At 36.4% G+C, this 19,974-nt stretch carries 21 protein-coding genes; 6 read left to right on the forward strand and 15 right to left on the reverse strand.

Annotation, left to right across the window (positions count from 1 at the left end):
* Positions 1-116 precede the first annotated feature (116 nt).
* The 3 genes from J7I93_RS22190 to J7I93_RS22200 form a co-directional block, all read right to left on the reverse strand.
* Positions 117-587 carry a hypothetical protein gene (locus J7I93_RS22190; RefSeq protein ID WP_214728602.1) on the reverse strand — a complete coding sequence of 157 codons (471 nt, stop codon included), beginning with the start codon at positions 585-587 and terminating at the stop codon, positions 117-119.
* Between the two features lie 76 nt (positions 588-663).
* The gene (locus J7I93_RS22195) at positions 664-1,170 is read right to left on the reverse strand and encodes a hypothetical protein (RefSeq protein WP_214728605.1); all 507 of its coding nucleotides are present in this window, start codon (positions 1,168-1,170) and stop codon (positions 664-666) included.
* A gap of 98 nt (positions 1,171-1,268) precedes the next feature.
* A complete protein-coding gene (locus J7I93_RS22200) occupies positions 1,269-1,832 on the reverse strand; it encodes a group-specific protein (RefSeq protein WP_214728607.1) in 564 nt (187 codons plus the stop codon).
* Between the two features lie 542 nt (positions 1,833-2,374).
* Between J7I93_RS22200 and J7I93_RS22205 the strand changes: the two genes are divergently transcribed.
* Positions 2,375-2,863 (forward strand): SRPBCC family protein, encoded by a 489-nt coding sequence (locus J7I93_RS22205; protein ID WP_214728609.1) that lies wholly within the window; start codon positions 2,375-2,377, stop codon positions 2,861-2,863.
* Positions 2,864-3,321: 458 nt separating this feature from the next.
* Here the strand turns inward: J7I93_RS22205 and J7I93_RS22210 are convergent, their stop codons facing one another.
* The 4 genes from J7I93_RS22210 to J7I93_RS22225 form a co-directional block, all read right to left on the reverse strand.
* Complete coding sequence (locus J7I93_RS22210) at positions 3,322-3,561, reverse strand: hypothetical protein (protein ID WP_214728611.1); 240 nt, start codon at positions 3,559-3,561, stop codon at positions 3,322-3,324.
* A 381-nt stretch (positions 3,562-3,942) separates the two neighbouring features.
* Positions 3,943-4,437, reverse strand: a complete 495-nt coding sequence (locus J7I93_RS22215) for a hypothetical protein (protein WP_214728613.1) — start codon at positions 4,435-4,437, stop codon at positions 3,943-3,945.
* Between the two features lie 420 nt (positions 4,438-4,857).
* A complete protein-coding gene (locus tag J7I93_RS22220) occupies positions 4,858-5,985 on the reverse strand; it encodes a YncE family protein (protein WP_214728615.1) in 1,128 nt (375 codons plus the stop codon).
* Positions 5,986-6,335: 350 nt separating this feature from the next.
* Positions 6,336-6,854, reverse strand: coding sequence for a QcrA and Rieske domain-containing protein (locus J7I93_RS22225; protein WP_214728617.1), 519 nt, complete (start codon positions 6,852-6,854; stop codon positions 6,336-6,338).
* Positions 6,855-7,072: 218 nt separating this feature from the next.
* On the opposite strand from J7I93_RS22225, the gene J7I93_RS22230 reads away from it, so the two are divergent.
* Together J7I93_RS22230 and J7I93_RS22235 are read left to right on the forward strand one after the other, a co-directional pair.
* The gene (locus J7I93_RS22230; RefSeq protein WP_214728619.1) at positions 7,073-8,725 is read left to right on the forward strand and encodes a multicopper oxidase family protein; all 1,653 of its coding nucleotides are present in this window, start codon (positions 7,073-7,075) and stop codon (positions 8,723-8,725) included.
* A 91-nt stretch (positions 8,726-8,816) separates the two neighbouring features.
* A complete protein-coding gene (locus tag J7I93_RS22235; protein ID WP_214728621.1) occupies positions 8,817-8,987 on the forward strand; it encodes a DUF2759 domain-containing protein in 171 nt (56 codons plus the stop codon).
* Between the two features lie 209 nt (positions 8,988-9,196).
* Here the strand turns inward: J7I93_RS22235 and J7I93_RS22240 are convergent, their stop codons facing one another.
* The 3 genes from J7I93_RS22240 to J7I93_RS22250 all read right to left on the reverse strand — a co-directional run bounded on the left by J7I93_RS22240 (position 9,197) and on the right by J7I93_RS22250 (position 12,062).
* The gene (locus J7I93_RS22240) at positions 9,197-10,636 is read right to left on the reverse strand and encodes an MATE family efflux transporter (RefSeq protein WP_214728623.1); all 1,440 of its coding nucleotides are present in this window, start codon (positions 10,634-10,636) and stop codon (positions 9,197-9,199) included.
* Positions 10,637-10,745: 109 nt separating this feature from the next.
* A complete protein-coding gene (locus J7I93_RS22245; protein ID WP_251025953.1) occupies positions 10,746-11,507 on the reverse strand; it encodes a hypothetical protein in 762 nt (253 codons plus the stop codon).
* Between the two features lie 30 nt (positions 11,508-11,537).
* Positions 11,538-12,062 carry a hypothetical protein gene (locus J7I93_RS22250; RefSeq protein WP_214728625.1) on the reverse strand — a complete coding sequence of 175 codons (525 nt, stop codon included), beginning with the start codon at positions 12,060-12,062 and terminating at the stop codon, positions 11,538-11,540.
* A gap of 236 nt (positions 12,063-12,298) precedes the next feature.
* Here J7I93_RS22250 and J7I93_RS22255 point away from each other — a divergent pair, with 236 nt between their 5' ends.
* Positions 12,299-13,792 (forward strand): multicopper oxidase family protein, encoded by a 1,494-nt coding sequence (locus J7I93_RS22255; RefSeq protein ID WP_214988772.1) that lies wholly within the window; start codon positions 12,299-12,301, stop codon positions 13,790-13,792.
* Between the two features lie 53 nt (positions 13,793-13,845).
* On the opposite strand, the gene J7I93_RS22260 is transcribed toward J7I93_RS22255, so the two are convergent.
* Entirely contained in the window at positions 13,846-14,823 is a 978-nt protein-coding gene (locus tag J7I93_RS22260) for a F510_1955 family glycosylhydrolase (protein WP_214728627.1), read from the reverse strand.
* 759 nt (positions 14,824-15,582) lie between these two features.
* On the opposite strand from J7I93_RS22260, the gene J7I93_RS22265 reads away from it, so the two are divergent.
* Together J7I93_RS22265 and J7I93_RS22270 are read left to right on the forward strand one after the other, a co-directional pair.
* Complete coding sequence (locus J7I93_RS22265; RefSeq protein ID WP_214728629.1) at positions 15,583-16,272, forward strand: response regulator transcription factor; 690 nt, start codon at positions 15,583-15,585, stop codon at positions 16,270-16,272.
* Positions 16,273-16,293: 21 nt separating this feature from the next.
* Positions 16,294-16,617, forward strand: coding sequence for an AbrB/MazE/SpoVT family DNA-binding domain-containing protein (locus J7I93_RS22270; protein ID WP_214728631.1), 324 nt, complete (start codon positions 16,294-16,296; stop codon positions 16,615-16,617).
* A gap of 50 nt (positions 16,618-16,667) precedes the next feature.
* On the opposite strand, the gene lhaT is transcribed toward J7I93_RS22270, so the two are convergent.
* The 4 genes from lhaT to J7I93_RS22285 form a co-directional block, all read right to left on the reverse strand.
* Positions 16,668-17,246: a lipoprotein heptaprenylglyceryl N-acetyltransferase LhaT gene (lhaT, locus tag J7I93_RS22275; RefSeq protein ID WP_214728633.1), complete on the reverse strand. Its 579-nt coding sequence runs from the start codon at positions 17,244-17,246 to the stop codon at positions 16,668-16,670.
* Positions 17,247-17,429: 183 nt separating this feature from the next.
* Positions 17,430-18,440 (reverse strand): D-alanyl-D-alanine carboxypeptidase family protein, encoded by a 1,011-nt coding sequence (locus J7I93_RS22280; protein WP_251025954.1) that lies wholly within the window; start codon positions 18,438-18,440, stop codon positions 17,430-17,432.
* The gene (locus tag J7I93_RS25265) at positions 18,422-18,595 is read right to left on the reverse strand and encodes a hypothetical protein (protein ID WP_214988774.1); all 174 of its coding nucleotides are present in this window, start codon (positions 18,593-18,595) and stop codon (positions 18,422-18,424) included. The genes J7I93_RS22280 and J7I93_RS25265 overlap by 19 nt, the downstream gene beginning before the upstream one ends.
* 429 nt (positions 18,596-19,024) lie before the next feature.
* Positions 19,025-19,735, reverse strand: coding sequence for a YwmB family TATA-box binding protein (locus J7I93_RS22285; RefSeq protein WP_214728635.1), 711 nt, complete (start codon positions 19,733-19,735; stop codon positions 19,025-19,027).
* Between the last annotated feature and the right edge of the window lie 239 nt (positions 19,736-19,974).

Raw genomic sequence — 19,974 nt, forward strand, 5'->3', positions numbered from 1 at the left:
TCTAATACTCATTCCATAAATTCGTCATTGTTCTTACATGTGGATTTGAAATCCTGCGAATAAGCGAGTATTTAAGAGTAAATCGAATTAAACTGAGGGAGTTTAAGTACATTTCTTCAAAACCTGCTGTTCCCCTTACTCTTTTGATCATTTCTTTGTATTACAGAAATGCTTGGTGGTTCAGTCGATATTACATCAATTATGTGATTTAAAGCATTTATCCCATAATGTTTGAGCGGTCCAGGATAAATTTCGCCAGCTATAGTGCCGACTTCAATAAAGTCAAGGTATCGGGATTTTGAATAAAGCGAAAAAACCCTTCCTTCATAAAGCTCGTACTCATCCATTGTAGTAAAACTCTCATTTCTAATTGAGTAAGCAATGTACCAATCAAATTTAAGTCGAATAATGGGGAGTGTTTCGTCCGCATATATGGAGCCATAAGATGATGAAGTATCATTTTCACCGACTATAATATCATTTGTTTTACAACGGTCAATATCAATGATTAACGTGTTATCCTCGGGTTCGAATATTGAGTTTAAGTAAATATAACCTTGATATTGAAGTAGTTCAGAGTAATTCATAAAAACCCCTTTCCTAAACGAACCTTCCCCTTTAGCCGAATAAAGTGCCGCCTGGTTGTTAGCATACTCTGGACTCTTACACCCATTCGCAATAAGAAAATGGGTATCGTTCTAAGGATAAAACTAAGTCCTTAAGTTCATCTATGTCTTCCCTGTTCCATTTTTCGCTTTCAAATAACCTGATTACTTTTTTTGAAACAGATAGGATTGAATCTCTAACTTCTTTAATTGAACAATTTGCAGTTAGAATTACTTGGTGTTTTACTCCCTCATCTATGCAAAAGCTTAATTCTAAATCTTCATTATCTAACTTCTTAGCTAAAACAATTGGAGTGCCGTCCATAAAATCAAACTCAAAAGGTTTTCCGAAATCAGAAACAATTAACCCTTTAATAGAATTTATCCACCAGGTTAATATAGTAACAACAAAATCAGACCATCCTTCCTCTGGAAAATAACGATGGTGGTCAATAACGAAGTAAATATCCCCAGTAACGTTTTGTCTGTTTTCTAAAGTTTCTAAATCAACTTCAATTGAGATATGCTTCTTCATCAAAATCTTTCCCTGTGCATTTATATACATTATAATTCTCTGCTTGTTTTTAATTAACCTTCTTCAGCTAAACTTCCCCTTTAGTACAATAAGAAAAGCTGCCTAAAAAGACAGCTCCACTCACTAACTCATTCAAGTAGGTTCCAAGTTACTGTTTCTACATCTTTTATCTCAACTTCACCAATACTTAATAAATGTGGTATGAAAGGGAACAAACCAAATCTGTTACTTTTTTCATTTTGAATTTTGTAATATTCAAATGTATCTCTTGGTATTGTTTTAATTTCTCTATAATTCTCAATATCCAATAGCTTAATTTCGTCCTCCGCTATATCTTCAGCAGGACCTCTGTATTTTTCTTTTGTGTAAAGGTAATAAGCATTCTTATTATTTTTGAGTTTCTCAATGGGAATTTTGAAAAAGAGTTGACCCTCTTTTGTTTTTATACCTAGGCTGGTTAATGCTTCATAGACGTAATACGGATGTAGGGGTAAAAAATGAAGAACATCATTCCATAAACAATTAAGTTTAGGAATCTGTCTTGTCAGTAACTTTGTTCTCTCTGGATGGTCGAAATACTTTTTCGAATACCTGTTATACATATTAGGATGAGATTTTTTTAAAGAATTCAGAGGAATTAGTTTGTCTCCCTTCATCTCTTTAGGAACCATATGATATACAAAACTCTGCACGACAGCACCTCCAGGTTTTATTACTTATTCAACTTGAACTCCTTATTCTCCTTCAAAGTCTTGTTCCACTAAACTGCTTCGTTAGTCGAATAAGAAAAAGCAATACTGCATTATTGAAGAATCGTGCAGTTATATATAGTATCTGATCTAAAACATTGATATGATGCACCCTTTATCATTGTTTCCATGTAACCATTGATAGGCGTTTAAGAACTTGACGTGGAGCCTCTGTGGGCATGATTGGTCTTGAAAGCCTGAAGCCGTTGTTTCATCAGGCATCCAAGCCTATCATACCCACCTCTCCACGTAAAGTCCTATGTTTGTTAACGTTAATAACTATAATTATTTACTATATATAATGCTTCTACAAAGATACAAATTTGGCATTTTTCGTATCTTTACTTACGTTGAATACGGTGGAAAATCATACTACATATAACGCCCTCTTTAGTTTAATAAGGTTACGAAACAATTACCCTTTCAAAATTTTCCCAATAGTGATACTATTTAAGGGTAATTATTCTACAAAAGGAGAGGTTCTATTGACAACTACCGCAAATGATAAAGCTATTATTAAAGAGGTGACAATTAATGCACCATTAAATTTAGTATGGTTTGCCTGGACAATTTCTGAAAGAGTTTCTGAATGGTTTGCACCTGAAACAGTTGTAGAAGCTAAAGAAGGTGGTGCATACGAACTTTACTTTATACCTGGAAATAGTGAGGGTATGAATACGAAGGGTTGTAAAATCACAAAACTTATTAATGAAAAAGAGCTACATTTTACTTGGAAAGGACCAGACCAATTTGAGACATTAATGAACAATGAAAATGAATTAACAAATGTTAATGTAAGGTTCAAATCAATCAACGAGGATTCAACCAAAGTGATCATCGAACATACTGGATTTAAAGATAATGAGGACTGGGCTAAAGCAATTAAGTGGCACCAAATGGCTTGGTCAGGAGTTCTTGATAGTCTAAAATCTGCTCTCGAAAAGGGCGAAGGAAATTTATGTTGCCAACCTTAAAAAAGAATATTTTACATACACCATCTATATTTTTTAAGTATGTAGATGGTTTTTTAAATTTCTAAAGAGCATCCAGAACCTGTCTCCTGATGTAGCAATAGTTGTTGAACTGTACTCCCTTTCAAAAAGAAAAAAGCTGCTTGTTCTGCAGCTCATCTTGAATATAAGCACAATTTAGTTGAGAAACCTACTTATTCTTAGTGCATATTTTCTTCGTACTGCGTAGCAAAAGATCCAGTTTAAAAATGACAAGTTCTTGTTGAACTAAAGCACCGGTTGTTTAAGTACATTTCTTCACAAACTTATAACAGGAATGCTCCCTCTTTAGTTAATTAAAAAAGCCACGAAAAACCTGAATATCAGCAGCTGTCCTTGAACAAAATCACCCTAATGAAGTAGGAAGAGAGAATTTTTTATTTATTTATGTTGAGCTCTTCCATTCTTCTAAATCTAGTGGGTTATTTAACGATTGTAACAGGCTCATTGTCTGTCCACCCTTGTTCCTCTTTTATCTTTTCAGCATTATCAGGATTAGCAGCATGAACCTCCACTTCGACTCCAGTAGATTCAGATTTGTAAACTTTAAGGGGTATTTCCCCTTGGTGAAACTTTTCTTCTGTTGGATTCCCAGCTCCTATTAATACTCCAAGTGCGAGTACTCCTAATCCGATTGTGCCGAATACTTTTTTCATGTTCATCCCTCTGTCTCTTATTTTTTTGTGTAACTGATTTGGCAGCTTTAAACCAAAGTGATTCATTAGTTTTACACTTTATAATTTAGTTCTCAAATACCTCTATATATCCAATTTATTAAATGCGTGGTTTTACACTTTATTACTTATCTATGGAAAAGGTATACCAACAATTTCATTATTTTGGAACATCTAACCCTTTGTATCAGAACCATTATTAATAATAAAGGAATATAAAGCCGTTTTTAATAAAATTCTCTCTTCAAATTCCTCCTTGACCTAAATTGTTTATTTTGGTTCAAAACAACTTTTCCATAAAACTGCCCTTTAGTTGAACATAAACAGCCGCCAGGTTGGGCAGCTGATCTTGAACATAAACTTGCACAATTACTCAGAATGAAGTTTCGGTAATTCATTTTGTGAGATGGATTCATCCCAATCTCTGCTAATTTTTATGCCATCTTCTGTTTGGATAACAGTCATTTGCCCTTTTGTTTTCATCCTGAATCGTACTTCTCCAGAGTTCTCTTTACCTATGATTATCATTTTGTAATTCAATCGAATTTTATCTTTTTCATTTTCGGTATCAAATTTTTCAAATACAATATCTTCGGGTTCAATAGATATTTTTTGTGCGACGGCAGCTTCTGTTATCAGTTCGAATACCCGATTAGCCAAGGTTCTTTCGTATTCGTCCTCTGTTAAATAAGTCTTACTTTTCTCAGTAATATCTGGTGGATTTTCATAATCTTTAATGGTATATTGCATTTCTTTATATTCCTTGCCTATCTGCAACGCTTCATCTTCGAAATTGGTTTGCTTACAGGCACTTATAAAGAATATGGTTAAAAAGGGGATAACCAGAATTAACAATTTTTTCAACTAACTTCCTCCTCTCAATATAATTTTACGAATAAACTCCAGAATAGTTTCAGAATCACCAGTGAAATCCAATTTATGTATACGAAAAAACTATTGAACTAGAAAAAATCCAAGATATTCACTACTCCTCAACAAACCTGCCTCGTTACTTTAAGTACTTTTTTTACAAAGTCACCTTAAAAGTTAACACCTTTACTGCGCAGTATGTGTCTACTACGACATATCAGTTACTCCACAATCTGACCCGATTGTTGAATAGTATGACTAGAATTTTTTTAAAAACAACTTGTTATTTTTTAACTTAACAAATGGATACTGGTCTCTCAGTATTCATAACCGATAAAAAGATAAAAGAATGAAGGCCGCCTATTTTATATTAATTAGGCGGCTTTTTGCACTTATATAGATATAGCAAATAAATTAATTTGTAATGCTAATCCCATTCGGCACTCCCCTTACTTTAATTGTATCAATTACTTTATTCTGTTCTTTATCGATGATGCTGACCGTATCTTCAAACATATTGGTAACATACACCCTCTTATTATCCGGACTTGCTACGACTCCATGCGATCCTTTTCCGGTTTCAATTTCAGCTGTGGCTTTCTTTGCAGCAAGATCGATTACTGTAACACTGTTGGAAGGAGCTTCTTCTGTTCCTTGGTTAGCAACATAAGCGTACTGATCATTCACATCAATGTAAACTTGGGCAGGACCAGTGCCCACGGGAATCTTTTCTACCTTATCAGTAGCCAAGTCAACAACAGCGAGAGCATTTTCTCCGTTTAAAGTAGCGACCAGGGTTTTTCCATCAGAGGTAACACCCGTAGTGACAGGAGCTGTTCCCACTTTAATTTGCTTTTCTTCCTTCATGGTTTCAAGGTTAACAACACTGACTGTATCTTCACCCATGTTTGCAATATAAGCTTTCGTGCTATCTGCCGAAATTCTGAATCCATGTGGTCCTTTCCCTGTCTCTACTGTATTAACAACATTAAAGCTCACCATATCAATGACAGTCACATTATTGTCTTCATTGTTGGTTACAGCAGCATACTTCCCATCCTCAGTAAAAACAATATGGGCAGGGTGATTTCCGACTTCGACCTCCTGGATTAGTTCATCGCTCTCAATGCTGTAAAAAAGCGCTTTTGCACTCATTTCCATTTCTTCTCCATGGCCAACGTCATCTCCGCCATGTCCTCCCATACTTGGCACAACCGTTGCCCCAATCATATTTCCATCTGGTGAAACCTGTACATTATGAACGGATCCTTCTACTTCTATTGTCGATACAATCGAATTGTCAGCTGCATTTATTTTAGAGATGCTGCCTCCTTCATTTGCGGTATAATAATATTGGACAGCTGTCTTCTGGTCGGCCTCTTCAACATTCTCATTTTCTTGCTGTTCTTGATCTTTAACTTTTGATAAAGGCTCCTCTTCACTTTTTCCCTCATCCCCTGCATTACTTGCTGAACTGCATCCTGCCAGTATCACTCCTAACATCAAAAGAAAAATAAATATACTCTTTTTTACATTACTCATGATAGGTTCCTCCCTTTCGAATTTAAGGAAAGCATAATAACTAAGCAAGAGTATAAAAGTGATTTATTTCACTTAACCAAATATATTTTCAAAAAATCTAACAATCTTTTGAAATCCATTAAATCTCCATATTTAGAATGTATGATAAAAATTTTCACCGCAAAAAAAATGAACAGACCAAACCGCAGCCTGTTCATTTAGAACTATGTTTTTATCTAAATAATAAACTCAATAAAGCTATCACTCCCACAAGCAAAGACCAGATAATTAAGAATAAGCCCGGTGGTATTTTCTTTTTTTCGATTTTTTCTTTCTTATTGGAACAGCATGACATATGACATCAGCTCCGTTCATCCTTTTGACTTTTCCCGTTTGATTGGGCTAAGTATGGCTATATACACATTGCCGTTTTGGATATACGTTTTGAAAACATCCAGCGGTCTTGGCGGGGGTCCTCCGACATTAATACCAAATTCGTCATACCTTCCTCCATGACAGGGGCAGTAAAATGTTACTCCTTCTTCTTCCTTCTTGGATTCTTCTGTAGTTCCTGCAATACATCCTAAATGTGTACATACAGGTGACATTATAATTAAAGAATTATCATTATTGTTTTTATTGATGTATACAAAGCCCTCCATTTCTTGTTCAACCCATGCATCCTGAACTGTTGTTTTATAAGGTACTTTCTTAGGGAATTCCCCCATTTCCAGTTCACTGATAGGCCCTAAGCTGGCCATCGTACTTGTATCCACCCTTTCCCTGTTGCTGCATGCTGTCAAACCCAGAGGAAGAATTGAAATGGCAAATACCCCCGCCGTTCCTTTAAGCGTTTTTGAAATAAATGTTCGTCTGCTCCATTTATCCATTTTCGCCACCTCCCTTACTTTGGATTTATGTTAACACTATTTTTTGCAGAAATTTCTGAGTTCCCCAGAAAGTGCCTGTACCAAATATGAATTTTGTGTTAACAAAGAGCCAAATGCTCATTGTATAAAATAAAAATTCCTTAAAAAATTTTTTATCCATAATTTCTGCACTTATTTTTATTATGATTTGTTTGAATAAATACAGGAGGTATTCAGTCATGAAACTTAAACTACTTGCTATATTATTTTTTGCCATCCTTTTTTTGGCTGCTTGTTCTTCACAGCAAAGCGGAGATATGAGTGGTATGGACCATGGGAACATGGACATGGAAGAAGAAAATAATAATGATGCTAATGAAAAAGAACAGGTTGAGGGACTACAAAAAACGAATGCTACTGAAACACTTACAGGAAAAGAATTTAATATAGTTGCTAAAGAAGGCAAACACCAGTTGAATGAGAGTGTTAGCGTGAATGCACTGACATTCAATGGCTCTGTTCCCGGCTCCCAAATTCGGGTAAAGCAAGGGGAAAAAGTAAAAATCAACCTTAAAAATGAATTAGACACACCTGTAACAATACATTGGCATGGGATTACAGTTCCAAACGAAATGGATGGCATCCCGGGTGTAACACAAAATGCCGTCCAGCCAGGTGAAACCTTCACATATGAATTTACACCTGAGGACCCCGGAACATACATGTACCATACCCATCAAAATGCTGTTGAGCAAATGGATAAAGGTCTTTACGGTTCTTTTATTGTAGAACCAAAAGAGAAGACCTATGATCGTGACTATACTCTCATGCTTGATGAGTGGATGAGCAAACCTGAAGAGGGTGAATCCAGCATGGAAGGTATGGATCACAGTAACATGGGGTCAGAAGAAGACAGCGGTAAAGAGACTGATTCAGAGGATTCAAGTATGAACGGTATGGATCACGGCAGTATGGAGTCAGATAGCAATGACAGCATGAATGGAATGGGCGAGATGGGCCACGATATGAGTGCTTACGATATCTTTACGATAAATGGCAAAAGCGGCGACAGCATTGAGCCTTTAAAGGTAAAAGAAGGAGAAAAGGTGAGGATTCGTCTTGTCAATGTAGGGTTTATGTCTCATAAAATCCATCTGCATGGCCATGATTTTAAAGTGGCAGCCATCGACGGACAAGAACTAAATGAACCAAAAGAAATCAAAGATCAAGTGATCTCAATAGCACCAGGTGAGCGATATGACATTGAGTTTACTGCGGACAACCCTGGTGAATGGTTCATCGAGTGCCACGGTGACATGGAAGGCACAAGTGGGATGAAGACAAAAATTCAATATGAAAACTCTTCTAACTCAACTGATAAATCTAATCAGTCTGAAGAACTTCCAGAATTCACGTTTGTTAACTATGGCGCTTCTGAACAAGGGGAATTTTCACTGGATCAGAATTACGATGTTGAATATAAAATGGATCTAAATACAGCGATGGATGGCAGCGATATGGCCTATACGATTAACGGCAAAACTTTCCCTGATACAGATAACATAAATGTTAAGGAAGGCGATCTCGTTAAGGTAACACTGACTAATAACTCTAAGATGGATGATCACCCTATGCACCTGCACGGTCACTTCTTCCAGGTTCTTAGCAAAAACGGGAAACCTATAGAAGGATCCCCGATCATGAAAGATACGATTAACTTAAAACCAGGTGATGAATACGTTGTTGCGTTTAAAGCCGATAACCCAGGCAATTGGCTATTCCACTGTCATGATCTTCACCACGCTACAGCTGGAATGGTAAATATGGTTAAGTACGACGGATTTAAGCCAAGTTTTACCCCTAATCCAAATGCTAACAATAAACCAGAGTAGTAATAATACTACCGCTAGACACAGAAAAGCGGCCTTAATAAAGGTCGCTTTTTTTGAGAGGTCAATAAATCATAAGAAAGGAGTGTTTTGGATGGGCATTGTAATTATATTTGGACTAGTCGCTTTGCTTGCTGGTTTTGGAACAATTAGTGCATTGAAAAATAAAAATTTTCTAGGTGTGCTATTTGGATTAGGCAGCTTCCTTGTTTTTGGCTGGTTTGCTGTAATGACTTTAATAAATTCCGGCTATCCTGCTATGTAAATACAGAAGAAATTTTGATTTTACTCGTTTGTTGAAAAAGTACTGCTGCTTTTTATAAATTTTAAGTTTAATCCATAAATCATGCAAACCTTTAATATATAATAAAGATCCCCCTAATTATTATAGAAATGAAAAAGGACCTTTTTTGGTCCTTTTTCATTAAAAAAGCACATAGATTCTTTCATTTGGTACTTAGCAATAATCAGATTTTAATAGTTGTTTACACAAGACGACATCGTTTCCTTTGTTGTCTGCGGATGGCATTCAGATTCTGCCTCCGGTGCTTTTTCGAGAGCCATCCATTTTCCTCTGTGGAACTGAATAACCAGCACAATTGCCCTGAATGCTATATCAGCGCCAATTGCAATCCAGACTCCTGCCAAGCCCCAGCCTAGCATGATCCCTAATACATACACAAGAACGGTGCGTACAGCCCACATGCCAACAGCTGTCAGGTACATTGGAAATTTTGTATTGTTTGCACCTTGGAAAGCACCTGTTAATACCATAAGGACAGCTAAGAAGGGTTGAAAAATGCCTGATATCTTCAGTGCTGTACCAATATTTCCGATGACCTCCTGATCCTCTGTAAAGAAACTTCCCGCCCAATCACCGAGAAAGAATAACATAGCCCCCAGGGCAGTCATAGATGCTAAAGTTAAGACGGTTGTAAGTTTGGCATATCGTCTCGCTTCATCTAGGTTGCCTGCGCCAATTTGCTGTCCGACCAGTATGGTTGCTGCCGTTGCGAACCCATAACCAATCATATAAGAAAAGACTTCAATATTTCCTGCGATTTGATGGGCTGCAAAGGCATTTGTTCCGAGTGCCACAACGAATCCGAAATAAACGATTTGGCCAGCACGCATGACTAACCGTTCACCTGCTGCTGGTGCTCCAAGCGTCGTCAACTCCATTAAATGCACTTTATCCAGCTTCCAATAGTCCTTGCGAAAAGCAAGAATCTCTGACCGGTTTAAGTAATATAAGAGTGCTGCACTTCCAACAACACGGGAAAATACAGTAGCAAGGGCAGCTCCTACAATTTCCATTTCAGGAATGAATAAAAAGCCGAATATCAAAACATAATCCAATACGGCATTAACAATATTAATAATGATACTAACTTTCATCGGTGTTTTTGTGTCTCCTGCCCCTCGCAGGATTGCACTCAAGACAAACATTAAAGACATAAAGATCGAGGGAATGCCGACGATCCTAAAATAAAGAGACCCAGCCTCCAGAACATCAGCTTCAATCCCCATTAGCTTTAATAAGGGCTCCGCAAAAAATAAGGTTGCCACACCAGTAAGCAATCCAAACAAAATCGCCAGGACAATAGACTGCTGTGATATATGCCTTGCCTTTTCCGGCAGATTTGCACCAAGAAAATTAGCAATTCTTACATTCGCAGCAACCCCAATTGCCATAAATAAAGCAAAATAGATGGCAAGAACAGCATTGGTGACTCCTACGGCTGACACTTCTGCCAGCCCAAGCTTTGAAACGAAATAGGTATCTACAAAACCAAGGATGGTTTGGAAAAAATTTTCGATTACAGCGGGTATGGCAAGTACTGTAATAATTTTCAGCCTGTCTTTGTTTGATTGAACATTTTTCAATTTTGCATCTACAACTTCTTCTTTCAATATCTTCCCTCCGTTCCTGAGAAGGTTATGAATAATAAATGTTATCTTTAATCAAATAAGGCACACCTTATAAGTGTGCCCTATTTTACCGTTAGGCTATTTTTATTATTTACTTACTAGGAACATTTATAATAAATGGAACCGTATAAAGCTTGCCAAGGTATTTAAATTGTCCCCAAATTTTATATTTGCCTGAACTAGGGAAGGTAGTCATGTATTCAACATCCGGTCCTTTAGTGGCCTCATCTTTTGGATGGACATGGAGAAACTCGTCCATTTTTTCACTTACAATGACTACATGTCCTGCAGATCCAAGATAAGGTTCCAACTCCTTAATTTTATGGCCTTTGCGGTCCGTAACAGTGAATGTCATCAATATATGCTTTTTTACGGCCAAATCATCGAACTTTAACTCAAACACTAAGTCATCTACAGCCTTTTTTAACTCCTTATCAGGATTAACTGTTTCATTCTGTTCCTCGCCTTCAACTATTACGTCATACTTGGCAAGCTGCTGCGCAGAACCTTCCGGAAGGAAATCAGCAAATATTTTATACTTTCCTGCTTTTGGAAAGGTAGTCTTCACACTAAACTTGCCTTCTCCATCATAATTGGGGTGCAAATGCTGAAAAATACTTAGATCGTGACTTATAACAAGCATGTGCATCTGTTTTTCATGTACAGCTGAAAAAGATGTTAATATTTTTCCGTCACTTTTGATCGATAAAGAAATTTCAGTTTCCTGATTAGGACTAATTTCAGCAGGACTGATAACCCAATTTGTTTGTATATCATCTATACGAATTGCAGGTTCCGAATGGACATGAGATTCATGTCCATGCATACTATGGCTTGATTCCTGATTCATCATTTCACCTCAAAAAAAATTAATTATTTTCGATCATTCTCCCATTATATGTTGAAAGTGTTTTATTACTTTATTTTGTTCCTCTGCATTACTCAGTGGTATTATATCCGCGTTTTGCTCTTTTAAAAACTTCGTTATTTCTTCTACTATTTTCACCTGTTGGAGTGCCATCTCAACATGGATTTGTTTCACTTTAGGGTCTTTCATTTTTAATGCAGAAAAAAAATTATTTTGAGCCATCGACTCACCAGAAGCCTTTCCTTCCAAAGCAATATGCACTTCTGACATTGGATTGTTTTCATTTTCTATTTCCTGTATGTCTTCTTCCTTAGGTAAATGATCTAATGCAGGAAGTTCCGGGAATTCACTTTTATCAGGATTCATCATTTCAAGCATTATTCTGGTATGGCTACGCAAGACGCCCAGTTGTAGTATAAGTATTTTTCTTAATTGCTTATTTTTTACTTGCTTTAAGTGTGATTTAAATTTAAAAATCATTCCATCATGTGATGATAAATGAGTAGTTATAATCCCCATATCTGATGCAGGTAGTAGCATTTTTACACTCCTCCTAAAAGTTTTGTTTTCATCCTCTTAATTTTTACCACTGCCATTTTCATATAAACTCCACAAAAAATGCATATTTAGGACTGGAAGTCCTTTTTGGTTGCTTTTAAAAATAAAAGCAGGCTATTATTTTTAAATACTTAGCTAGGTATAATAAATTTTTCTCATGCTATTTCTCACAGTCTTTTACAAAGACTAAGAAAAAATCTGAAAAGAGGTAGAAGCGATTGAAAAAAGGTATTTATATTGCTCTCAGTGTTTTAGTCTTAGCTTTTGGAGCCCTGTTTCTATTCATGAGATTTTCTGGTATGGGAGGGAATACGCCAAATGGCCAAATGGGCGGAATGGGGAATGGACCTGAAAACCTTGAAAATGAAGTTTATTCTTTTGACGCTCTTTTGCCAATCCCCCCTATGTTAGAAGATGCGAACCCAGACCCTAATAAGGCTGAATTCCATTTAACTGCCCAAGAATCCGAAAAGGAATTTTTAAAAGGCAAAGCGACAAAGACATTGGGCTATAACGGAGATTACCTGGGTCCCGTCATTAGAGTAAGAGCAGGTGAAGAAGTTTCAGTAAAAGTGAAAAACGATATGAGTACCGGGACTACTGTCCACTGGCATGGGCTTGAAGTTGACGGTGATCAGGATGGCGGGCCTCACTCCGGAATCCAGCCAGGAGATACTTGGAATCCACAGTTCACCATAAAACAGCCAGCTGCCACGTTATGGTATCACCCTCACCTTCTGCACACAACAGGTGAACAGGTATACATGGGGCTTGCAGGTTTGTTTTACATTGATGATGAAGTTTCGGATAACCTCGATATTCCAAAAGAATACGGAGTAGATGATGTTCCGCTTATTATCCAGGACAAACAGTTTGATGCTAATGGTAAATACGAGTATAACCTGGGGATGCATGATGTAATGATGGGACTTCAAGGAGAAGCCATTTTGGTAAATGGGACAGTCAACCCCTACATGGAAGTGCCTAGAGGAAAGGTGAGGCTTCGCCTTTTAAATGGGTCTAACGCAAGAATATACAATTTCACACTCAGCAGCGGCCAATCATTCCAACAGATTGCTAGTGATGGGGGTTTTTTGGAAAAGCCTGCTGAAATGAGCAGCTTAATTCTGAGCTCCGCCGAAAGGGCTGAGGTCATCGTTGATTTCTCTGATTATAATGAAGGTGATGTGGTTTATTTAACTGACCAGGGAACTCCGTTCATGAAGTTTGTTGTCACTGAAAAAGAAGGAAGAGATTATGCCATTCCAGCTAACTTAACAGATATCCCTGAGATTGATCCGGAAAGTGCAGTTCGTACAAGAGAATTTGTCATGCAGGGAATGGGCAGGAATGTAAACATAAACGGCAAACAAATGGATATGAATCGAATTGACGAAGAAGTTAAACTTGGTGACACCGAAATATGGGAAATTTCAAATGATGGTTCCGGGATGATGGGTGGAATGATGGGAGACAATGGCGGTATGGCGCATCCTTTTCATGCACATGGTGTACAGTTCCGGATCCTTGACAGAAACGGAAACCCGCCACCTCCTAATGAGCGAGGGTGGAAGGATACCATACTTGTTAATCCTGGCGAAAAAGTAAGGGCGATCGCAACTTTTGACCATGAAGGAGTCTTTATGTACCATTGTCATATCTTAGAGCATGAAGATGCGGGGATGATGGGACAGTTTAAGGTTAAGGAATAGCAGTGCGGTGTAATAAATTAAAAAGATCGAAGCAAGCCTTCGATCTTTTTAATTTATTTACTTTTATCTGCTTCTACAATGGAATCCCAATTATTAGCGCCATCAGTTGTATGATATATGTCTCCATTAAATGAAACAAACGCCATTTCCTGTTCATTTTTTGGGTTTTGGGCAAAATACATAACTGCATCTTCTTTCAATTCAGGCAATGGTATTTCCTCTTCTGTTTCATCAGATAGAGATAGCTTTGTCAGTTTAGCTGTACCATCATAAGTGCCATAAATCAAACTCTCGTTTGTAAAAAAGACCGATGTGCCTTGTCCGCTTCCGGAAATCAGTTCAAAGTTTTCACCTTTGTCTTTTGAAAGGTATATCCCTTGCTGCCCTGATGCGGCCAAATAATTAGCTTTTTGTGGATGCACAGCGACACTGAGCAATTTATCATCAAGGCCATTTGCCGATACTTCCTTCCATGTCGTTGCGTTATCTTCGCTGAGATAAAATCTTCCTGCTTCCATGATGGAATTTTTCTGTAGGTTCATTAGGAAAATCATCGGTTTTTCATAGCCCACTCCCATTAGATGGAAGTCAGTTTCACCTTCTACTGCTATCTGTTCAAGAGTCTGTCCATCATCAGTACTCTTTTGTATTCCTAATGGATTGGGAAGGCTTGAATCCTGTCCAGGGTGCCCACTCGTATAAAAACCGTCTTTTGTTGCATTAAAGCCCATATAATCATTATTTTCTTCCTTTGTTTTATACCATTTTCCGTTATCATAAACTTTTAACCCATCATGAGCTGCAAAAAAGAGCTTGCCTTGATTTCCAGGGTAACCCATCCCATGGATATGATCAATTTTCCCGTCAATGACTTCAAAAAAGCTATTGGATGCTTCCTCTCCCCCGCTTCCCTGTTCATCAGTTTGGCCTTCTGATTGTTCGATATCCTTGGTCTCTTTTTCTTCAGCCTTTCCACATGCTGCAAGGCTTAAAGTTAATCCAAGGACTGCTAATAATAATGACTTTTTCATAAATCTCACTCCTGCTACCAATTATAAGATCATTTCAGAAGAATAAAAACTAATCAAGCCGCTGGCCATGTTCACAATCTGAACCCTTACTCCCTTATGTAGTGTTTGCAAACCAGGCGTCCATCAAGTTTTTTCATTCTAACACTCTCCTTCAAACGATCACATAAAGACTACAATAAAAATATGCACTTAATGTGCAAAAAACACAAGGCCAGAAGTCCATTCATTATAGTTTTAATGCAATCCCTTTCCTATTAAATATGGAAAACCTAAAATATTTGATACAAAACAAGGTCCATAAACCTATGTATTAGTTGAGTCAATTAATATTTGACATAGAATTACAAAGACTCCTAACAAAAGGCACAGCTGCGGCTATGCCTTCAATTTGAGGTCAAAAATTTTTAAATATGCTCATTTACTTACCACCTGATTTCACAATTTTATGTTTTTCATCTAAAATCCCTTGTCCGGTATGGAAAGAAGGTTCCATTACCCAAACCATTCCTAAAGATCAGCAATTATTGAATACCTAATAGTTTTCTTCAATACTTTTTTCCTCCTTATATTTAATTCTGTTGCTATCTGCCCACTGAATCTACAGCTAATATTCATAGAAAATGCATATTTATAGGTTTCCTTTCCCTATTCCAAAAAAGACTTAAGAATTTTACTGGAAGTTAATAATAATGCAAAATTTCTTCATATTTTTTTTGTAAAGTTACTTTATGGATAATAACCAAATGAGGAGCAACTGCAATGAATAAGATCATGATTATTGATGAAGATCAAGGAGTGCTTAACTTTTTAACAAAGTTTTTCTTGCCGTACTATCAATGTTTACATCCTCAATCTGTTAAGCACGCATTAACATGCCTAACGTCGGAAAATGTATCGTTAGTGATAATGGAGATTACACTATCTGAAATGGATGGTTGGACGGTCTGCAAAGAAATACGGAAAGTCTCAAATGTCCCCATCTTAATTTTGACAGAAAAAAAAGAAAAAAAGGATATACTTAATGGGTTTAAGCTGGGAGCAGACGATTATATGACCAAACCTTTTAATGAGGAGGAACTGTTGGCAAGAGTTGAGGCTTTATTAAGAAGAACATCTGCTACTACCCCCAATAAGATAGGGCTTTCCTTTCAGGGGTTAATATGGGATGAAAGCGGATTTGATCTGACTTATAACGGAAAATCAATCCCCTTAACTCAGAAGGAATTTGCCCTTTTAGGATCCCTGCTAAAAACCCCCAACTATGTGTTTTCCCGTGAGGCACTGCTAAACAGCATTTGGGAAAATAATGGCCGGACTGATAACAGGACAATTGATTCCCATATCAGAAATATCCGAGATAAGTTAAGACAGTCCGGTTATCCCGTAGACCATTATTTAATTACTGTTTGGGGAATAGGATATAAATGGAATTCTAGCGGAAATTCATAGTATAGAAAGGATGAAGATTCCTTGTATATCAAAAAGTTATCAAAAAACGGTCAAATCTCACTCCCGGTGGCACTAAAGAAAACTTTGAGTGTAAAGGATGGAGAATATGTATATATATATAAGGAAGCTGGCCAGCTTGTGATTAGCAGACACCATGAAGACGATCATTTAAATAAAGTAATTTTTAGGAACGGGAGGCTCTCAATCCCTATGGAACTGAGAAAAATGTTAAAAATCTGCCCAAACTCCCTTTTATCGTTAGAAGCTCATTCGAAGAAAGGTTCTATTATAATTACAAATTTAGATAACATTGAAGTACAGTCCCAGCTAAGGATCTATCCGTAAACACAATTAAAATCTTTATACTAAATATAATTTCGTATTAAGGGAGCCGTTCAGCTCCCTTTTCTTTTGATGGCAATAAAATAAGCTATAAATAATGAGGCTATACTTAACCAAAAAGAAAAATATCCTATTTGTGAAATGTAGTTGCTTAAGGGACCATACCACGGCATCATGAAAAACACATAATCGATAACATCGTTATGTAATACCCATACAGCTGCAATTGCCAAATGCCATAATTTTATTCGATAATACGGAGCATAAAGCAGCCCCTGAATCGCCATAGCAGCATGCGACGCAATCAGCATATAACCAGTCCAATGAAGAGACCCAGTGGCATAGTAAGTAAAAATATTCATAAACACAGCCCAAACCCCGTATTTAAACAGGGTTACCATAGCTAAAGCCTCCATTAATGGCCAGTTCTTTCTAAGCAGAAAAGCCCCTAAAACCAAAACAAAAAATAAACTTGCTGTCGGACTATCAGGTACGAAAATCAGAAATTCTGGAGGTGTATGCGCCAGCTGATTTCCATACCAGATGTAGCCATAGATTGTTCCCAAAAAATTCGTTATAAATAAAATCCATATAACCCACCGCTTTTCCAGCAGTTTATAAAAAATCTTCATTTTATTTCCCCTCCAAATGTAATTACTTTACTTTGGAATTACCCATTAGTCCCTAGATGTAATAAATTTCACCTTAGGTTAGGCCAGGCGGTATAGTTTTAACCTTCGATTCAACTTTATAAAAATTGGGTGGTAAAATATATAACACCGGTTCATGTAAAGCAATATTACATAGCCATTTAATTAATGAATTTTTTTGATAATGGTTTTTTTATTGATCCTAATTTTTATTACTATAAAAGCGGCGATTGCAGAAATTAGAGCGATTCCTAATAAGTAAACTTCGTTAACCCCTTTTTTACCATTTTGTTCTTTTGATTCCTTAACTATTTCCTTTGTTTCATTAGTTTTCTTAATAGAGTCTACATCCTGAAGATCAGAAAGGAATTTTTTGCTTGGCTTCAAAATTTCCAAACTTCCATCTACAGTCATCGAGTTTTGTGCATCTCCTTGAATATTTTGAGTAAAATAAAGAGTTTTTTTGGCAGTATAAAAATCATCATTCACTTTAAATGAGGTACCTTTAGGTAGACTTGACGTTTTAAAATGACTAAATCCAAAATCGAGTAATTTCCTAGTGTCATCATAAGCAATATACTGAGATGATGCATTTAGTGTAACTACAATCAAGCTCAACTCTTTTCTTTTAGCAGCAGTCACCAATGTATGGCCAGATTGATCAACATATCCAGTTTTACCCCCTATGACTCCTTCATATGGTGACTCTCTCATAAGCTTATGGTGGGTGTATAAGGTCGTATCCCAAGATGCGCCTTTCCACTCTAGCTCTTTTGTTCCGAAAATTTCTTTGAATTCCTTATTTTCCATGACATACCGGGTTAACAAAGCTAAATCTTCAGCAGTTGTTACGTGTTCAGGATTAAATAGACCATGTGGGTTCTTAAAGACCGTGTTCTTTAAACCTAATTCATCTAAATAGTCATTTAAGTTTTTAGAAAATGCCTCTGTATTACCATCTAAATATTCTGCTATGGCGACACCTGCGTCATTGCCCGAATTAATAAGCAATCCTTGGATTAGCTTTCTAAGTGAGACAGTTTCACCTTGCTCTAAATAGACCCGTGTACCTTCTACTTCCCTTGGGTTTTTACCGACCGTTATAATATCAGTTAAATTTCCTTTTTCAATAGCATAAATGGCCGTAGCTATTTTAGTCAGGCTTGCTGGATACATCTTATCAGCTGCTTTCTTTTCAAATAACACTTCTCCCGTTTTTCCATTAAAATAGCAGTACCACTTGACACCTCTGGGCTATCAGCCGCATGGATTATATTAGGAAATCTATTAAAAATAGCAGCAATAACTATTAACACTAGTAACTTTTTCATGTTCTCCTCCTCTATATGAAGTAGTTTATTAATTAGTTAGGTACAAATTTAAAGATAAATGCGGGCAGCGAATTTTCTCCTGATTGCGATTAATCCGTTTTATACCAAAATTGTATTATAGAGAATAACTTTGAAGAAAATATGGAGGAAGAAAAATATTATCTTAGTTTCATACAAAAAACCTTCTATTCATTTTTGAACAGAAGGCTATTATATTCTAAGTTTCTAACTCATAAATTTAGTATTTTAATTTTCCAAAATAAGGGGAAGTATTAATAAATACAAATTATTCCTGTTACCTTCTTCCTTGCGGTTCAAGTTTTTTTGTGGCTGCATTTTGGTCATAAAAATGCTTTCACTTATCAAAAATTCTTTAAGTAACTTACTCAATCCTGTTTGAAAGCAATGACATTTACATTCCATTTGCTATTAATACTCAATTGTAATAATAGGACTTCCAATTGTAAGGCTGATCAATTTTTCATCTGGATTTTGTCTCAATCCTAATTGTAAATTCATCTTTTCTTTATTTTTTGTTGGTAAATAGTTTCCCCATGAATTTTTGTATGCTGAAACAGAAACAAAGTCCTCCTCAGCAAGTTGTTCAACTGGTTTAGCTGAAAGCTTATCCAAGATGGTAGTGGCCATATCACTTAATTTCTGATGCTGAGCAGGTGTAATTTTAGACTTTACAGTAAAATAAAGATTATTTCTGTTATCTAGATTGTTAGTTAGTTTTAGGTACTCCTCGTGTGACCAATTTTCTCCGGTATAACTATATGTTTGTAAAATTTTATACCTGTTGCCTTCTTTTAATGCTGTGAGAACAATTTGCTCTCTTTTGTTATTTCCGTTTATCTTTCCAGTTATTGAAATATGATGATCTTTAACTTTTTTTTCCTCCCATTGAAAGTTGGGATAATTCTTTTTTAGCTTGGCTTCGTGCTCTCTAAAAGTGCTTAACGAATCTGAATACCCAGCATTGTACTTATAATATATAGACCATTCACTAATATTTGCGTTGAATTCATCTAAACTATTTAAAATATATAAGAGGTTATCCTCTTTCCCCTGCCCAATGTGACCATAGAAAAAAATTAGTATTAATGCTAATGATATGCTAGAAATTGCTTGTTTCATGTCCATCCCTCCCTTTTAGTTAGTATGGACAAGTTTTTAAATATTATTCGTAATATTTTAGTTTAACAGATATGAATATAAGAAAAAGCACCCATGTGAGTGCTTCCTCTTTGTTATGTTACTTATAGGGGGTGGGTGGGACTTTGTCCTAGAATTAAATAATATACGAATCATATGCAGAAAGTATGGAAATGATTTAATAAAAAAATTAATTATTGATATATAATATACATATATAT

It is taken from the genome of Bacillus sp. ISL-47, assembly GCF_018613175.1.
Classification (GTDB): domain Bacteria; phylum Bacillota; class Bacilli; order Bacillales; family Cytobacillaceae; genus Cytobacillus.

Bases quoted from the DNA above. Each gene is read 5' to 3' on its own strand.
- J7I93_RS22190 (WP_214728602.1), bottom strand. From the start codon at position 587: ATGAATTACTCTGAACTACTTCAATATCAAGGTTATATTTACTTAAAC.
- J7I93_RS22195 (WP_214728605.1), bottom strand. From the start codon at position 1,170: ATGTATATAAATGCACAGGGAAAGATTTTGATGAAGAAGCATATCTCA.
- J7I93_RS22210 (WP_214728611.1), bottom strand. From the start codon at position 3,561: ATGAACATGAAAAAAGTATTCGGCACAATCGGATTAGGAGTACTCGCA.
- J7I93_RS22220 (WP_214728615.1), bottom strand. From the start codon at position 5,985: ATGAGTAATGTAAAAAAGAGTATATTTATTTTTCTTTTGATGTTAGGA.
- J7I93_RS22225 (WP_214728617.1), bottom strand. From the start codon at position 6,854: ATGGATAAATGGAGCAGACGAACATTTATTTCAAAAACGCTTAAAGGA.
- J7I93_RS22230 (WP_214728619.1), top strand. From the start codon at position 7,073: ATGAAACTTAAACTACTTGCTATATTATTTTTTGCCATCCTTTTTTTG.
- J7I93_RS22235 (WP_214728621.1), top strand. From the start codon at position 8,817: ATGGGCATTGTAATTATATTTGGACTAGTCGCTTTGCTTGCTGGTTTT.
- J7I93_RS22245 (WP_251025953.1), bottom strand. From the start codon at position 11,507: ATGATGAATCAGGAATCAAGCCATAGTATGCATGGACATGAATCTCAT.
- J7I93_RS22250 (WP_214728625.1), bottom strand. From the start codon at position 12,062: ATGCTACTACCTGCATCAGATATGGGGATTATAACTACTCATTTATCA.
- J7I93_RS22260 (WP_214728627.1), bottom strand. From the start codon at position 14,823: ATGAAAAAGTCATTATTATTAGCAGTCCTTGGATTAACTTTAAGCCTT.
- J7I93_RS22265 (WP_214728629.1), top strand. From the start codon at position 15,583: ATGAATAAGATCATGATTATTGATGAAGATCAAGGAGTGCTTAACTTT.
- lhaT (WP_214728633.1), bottom strand. From the start codon at position 17,246: ATGAAGATTTTTTATAAACTGCTGGAAAAGCGGTGGGTTATATGGATT.
- J7I93_RS22280 (WP_251025954.1), bottom strand. From the start codon at position 18,440: ATGTATCCAGCAAGCCTGACTAAAATAGCTACGGCCATTTATGCTATT.
- J7I93_RS25265 (WP_214988774.1), bottom strand. From the start codon at position 18,595: ATGAAAAAGTTACTAGTGTTAATAGTTATTGCTGCTATTTTTAATAGA.
- J7I93_RS22285 (WP_214728635.1), bottom strand. From the start codon at position 19,735: ATGAAACAAGCAATTTCTAGCATATCATTAGCATTAATACTAATTTTT.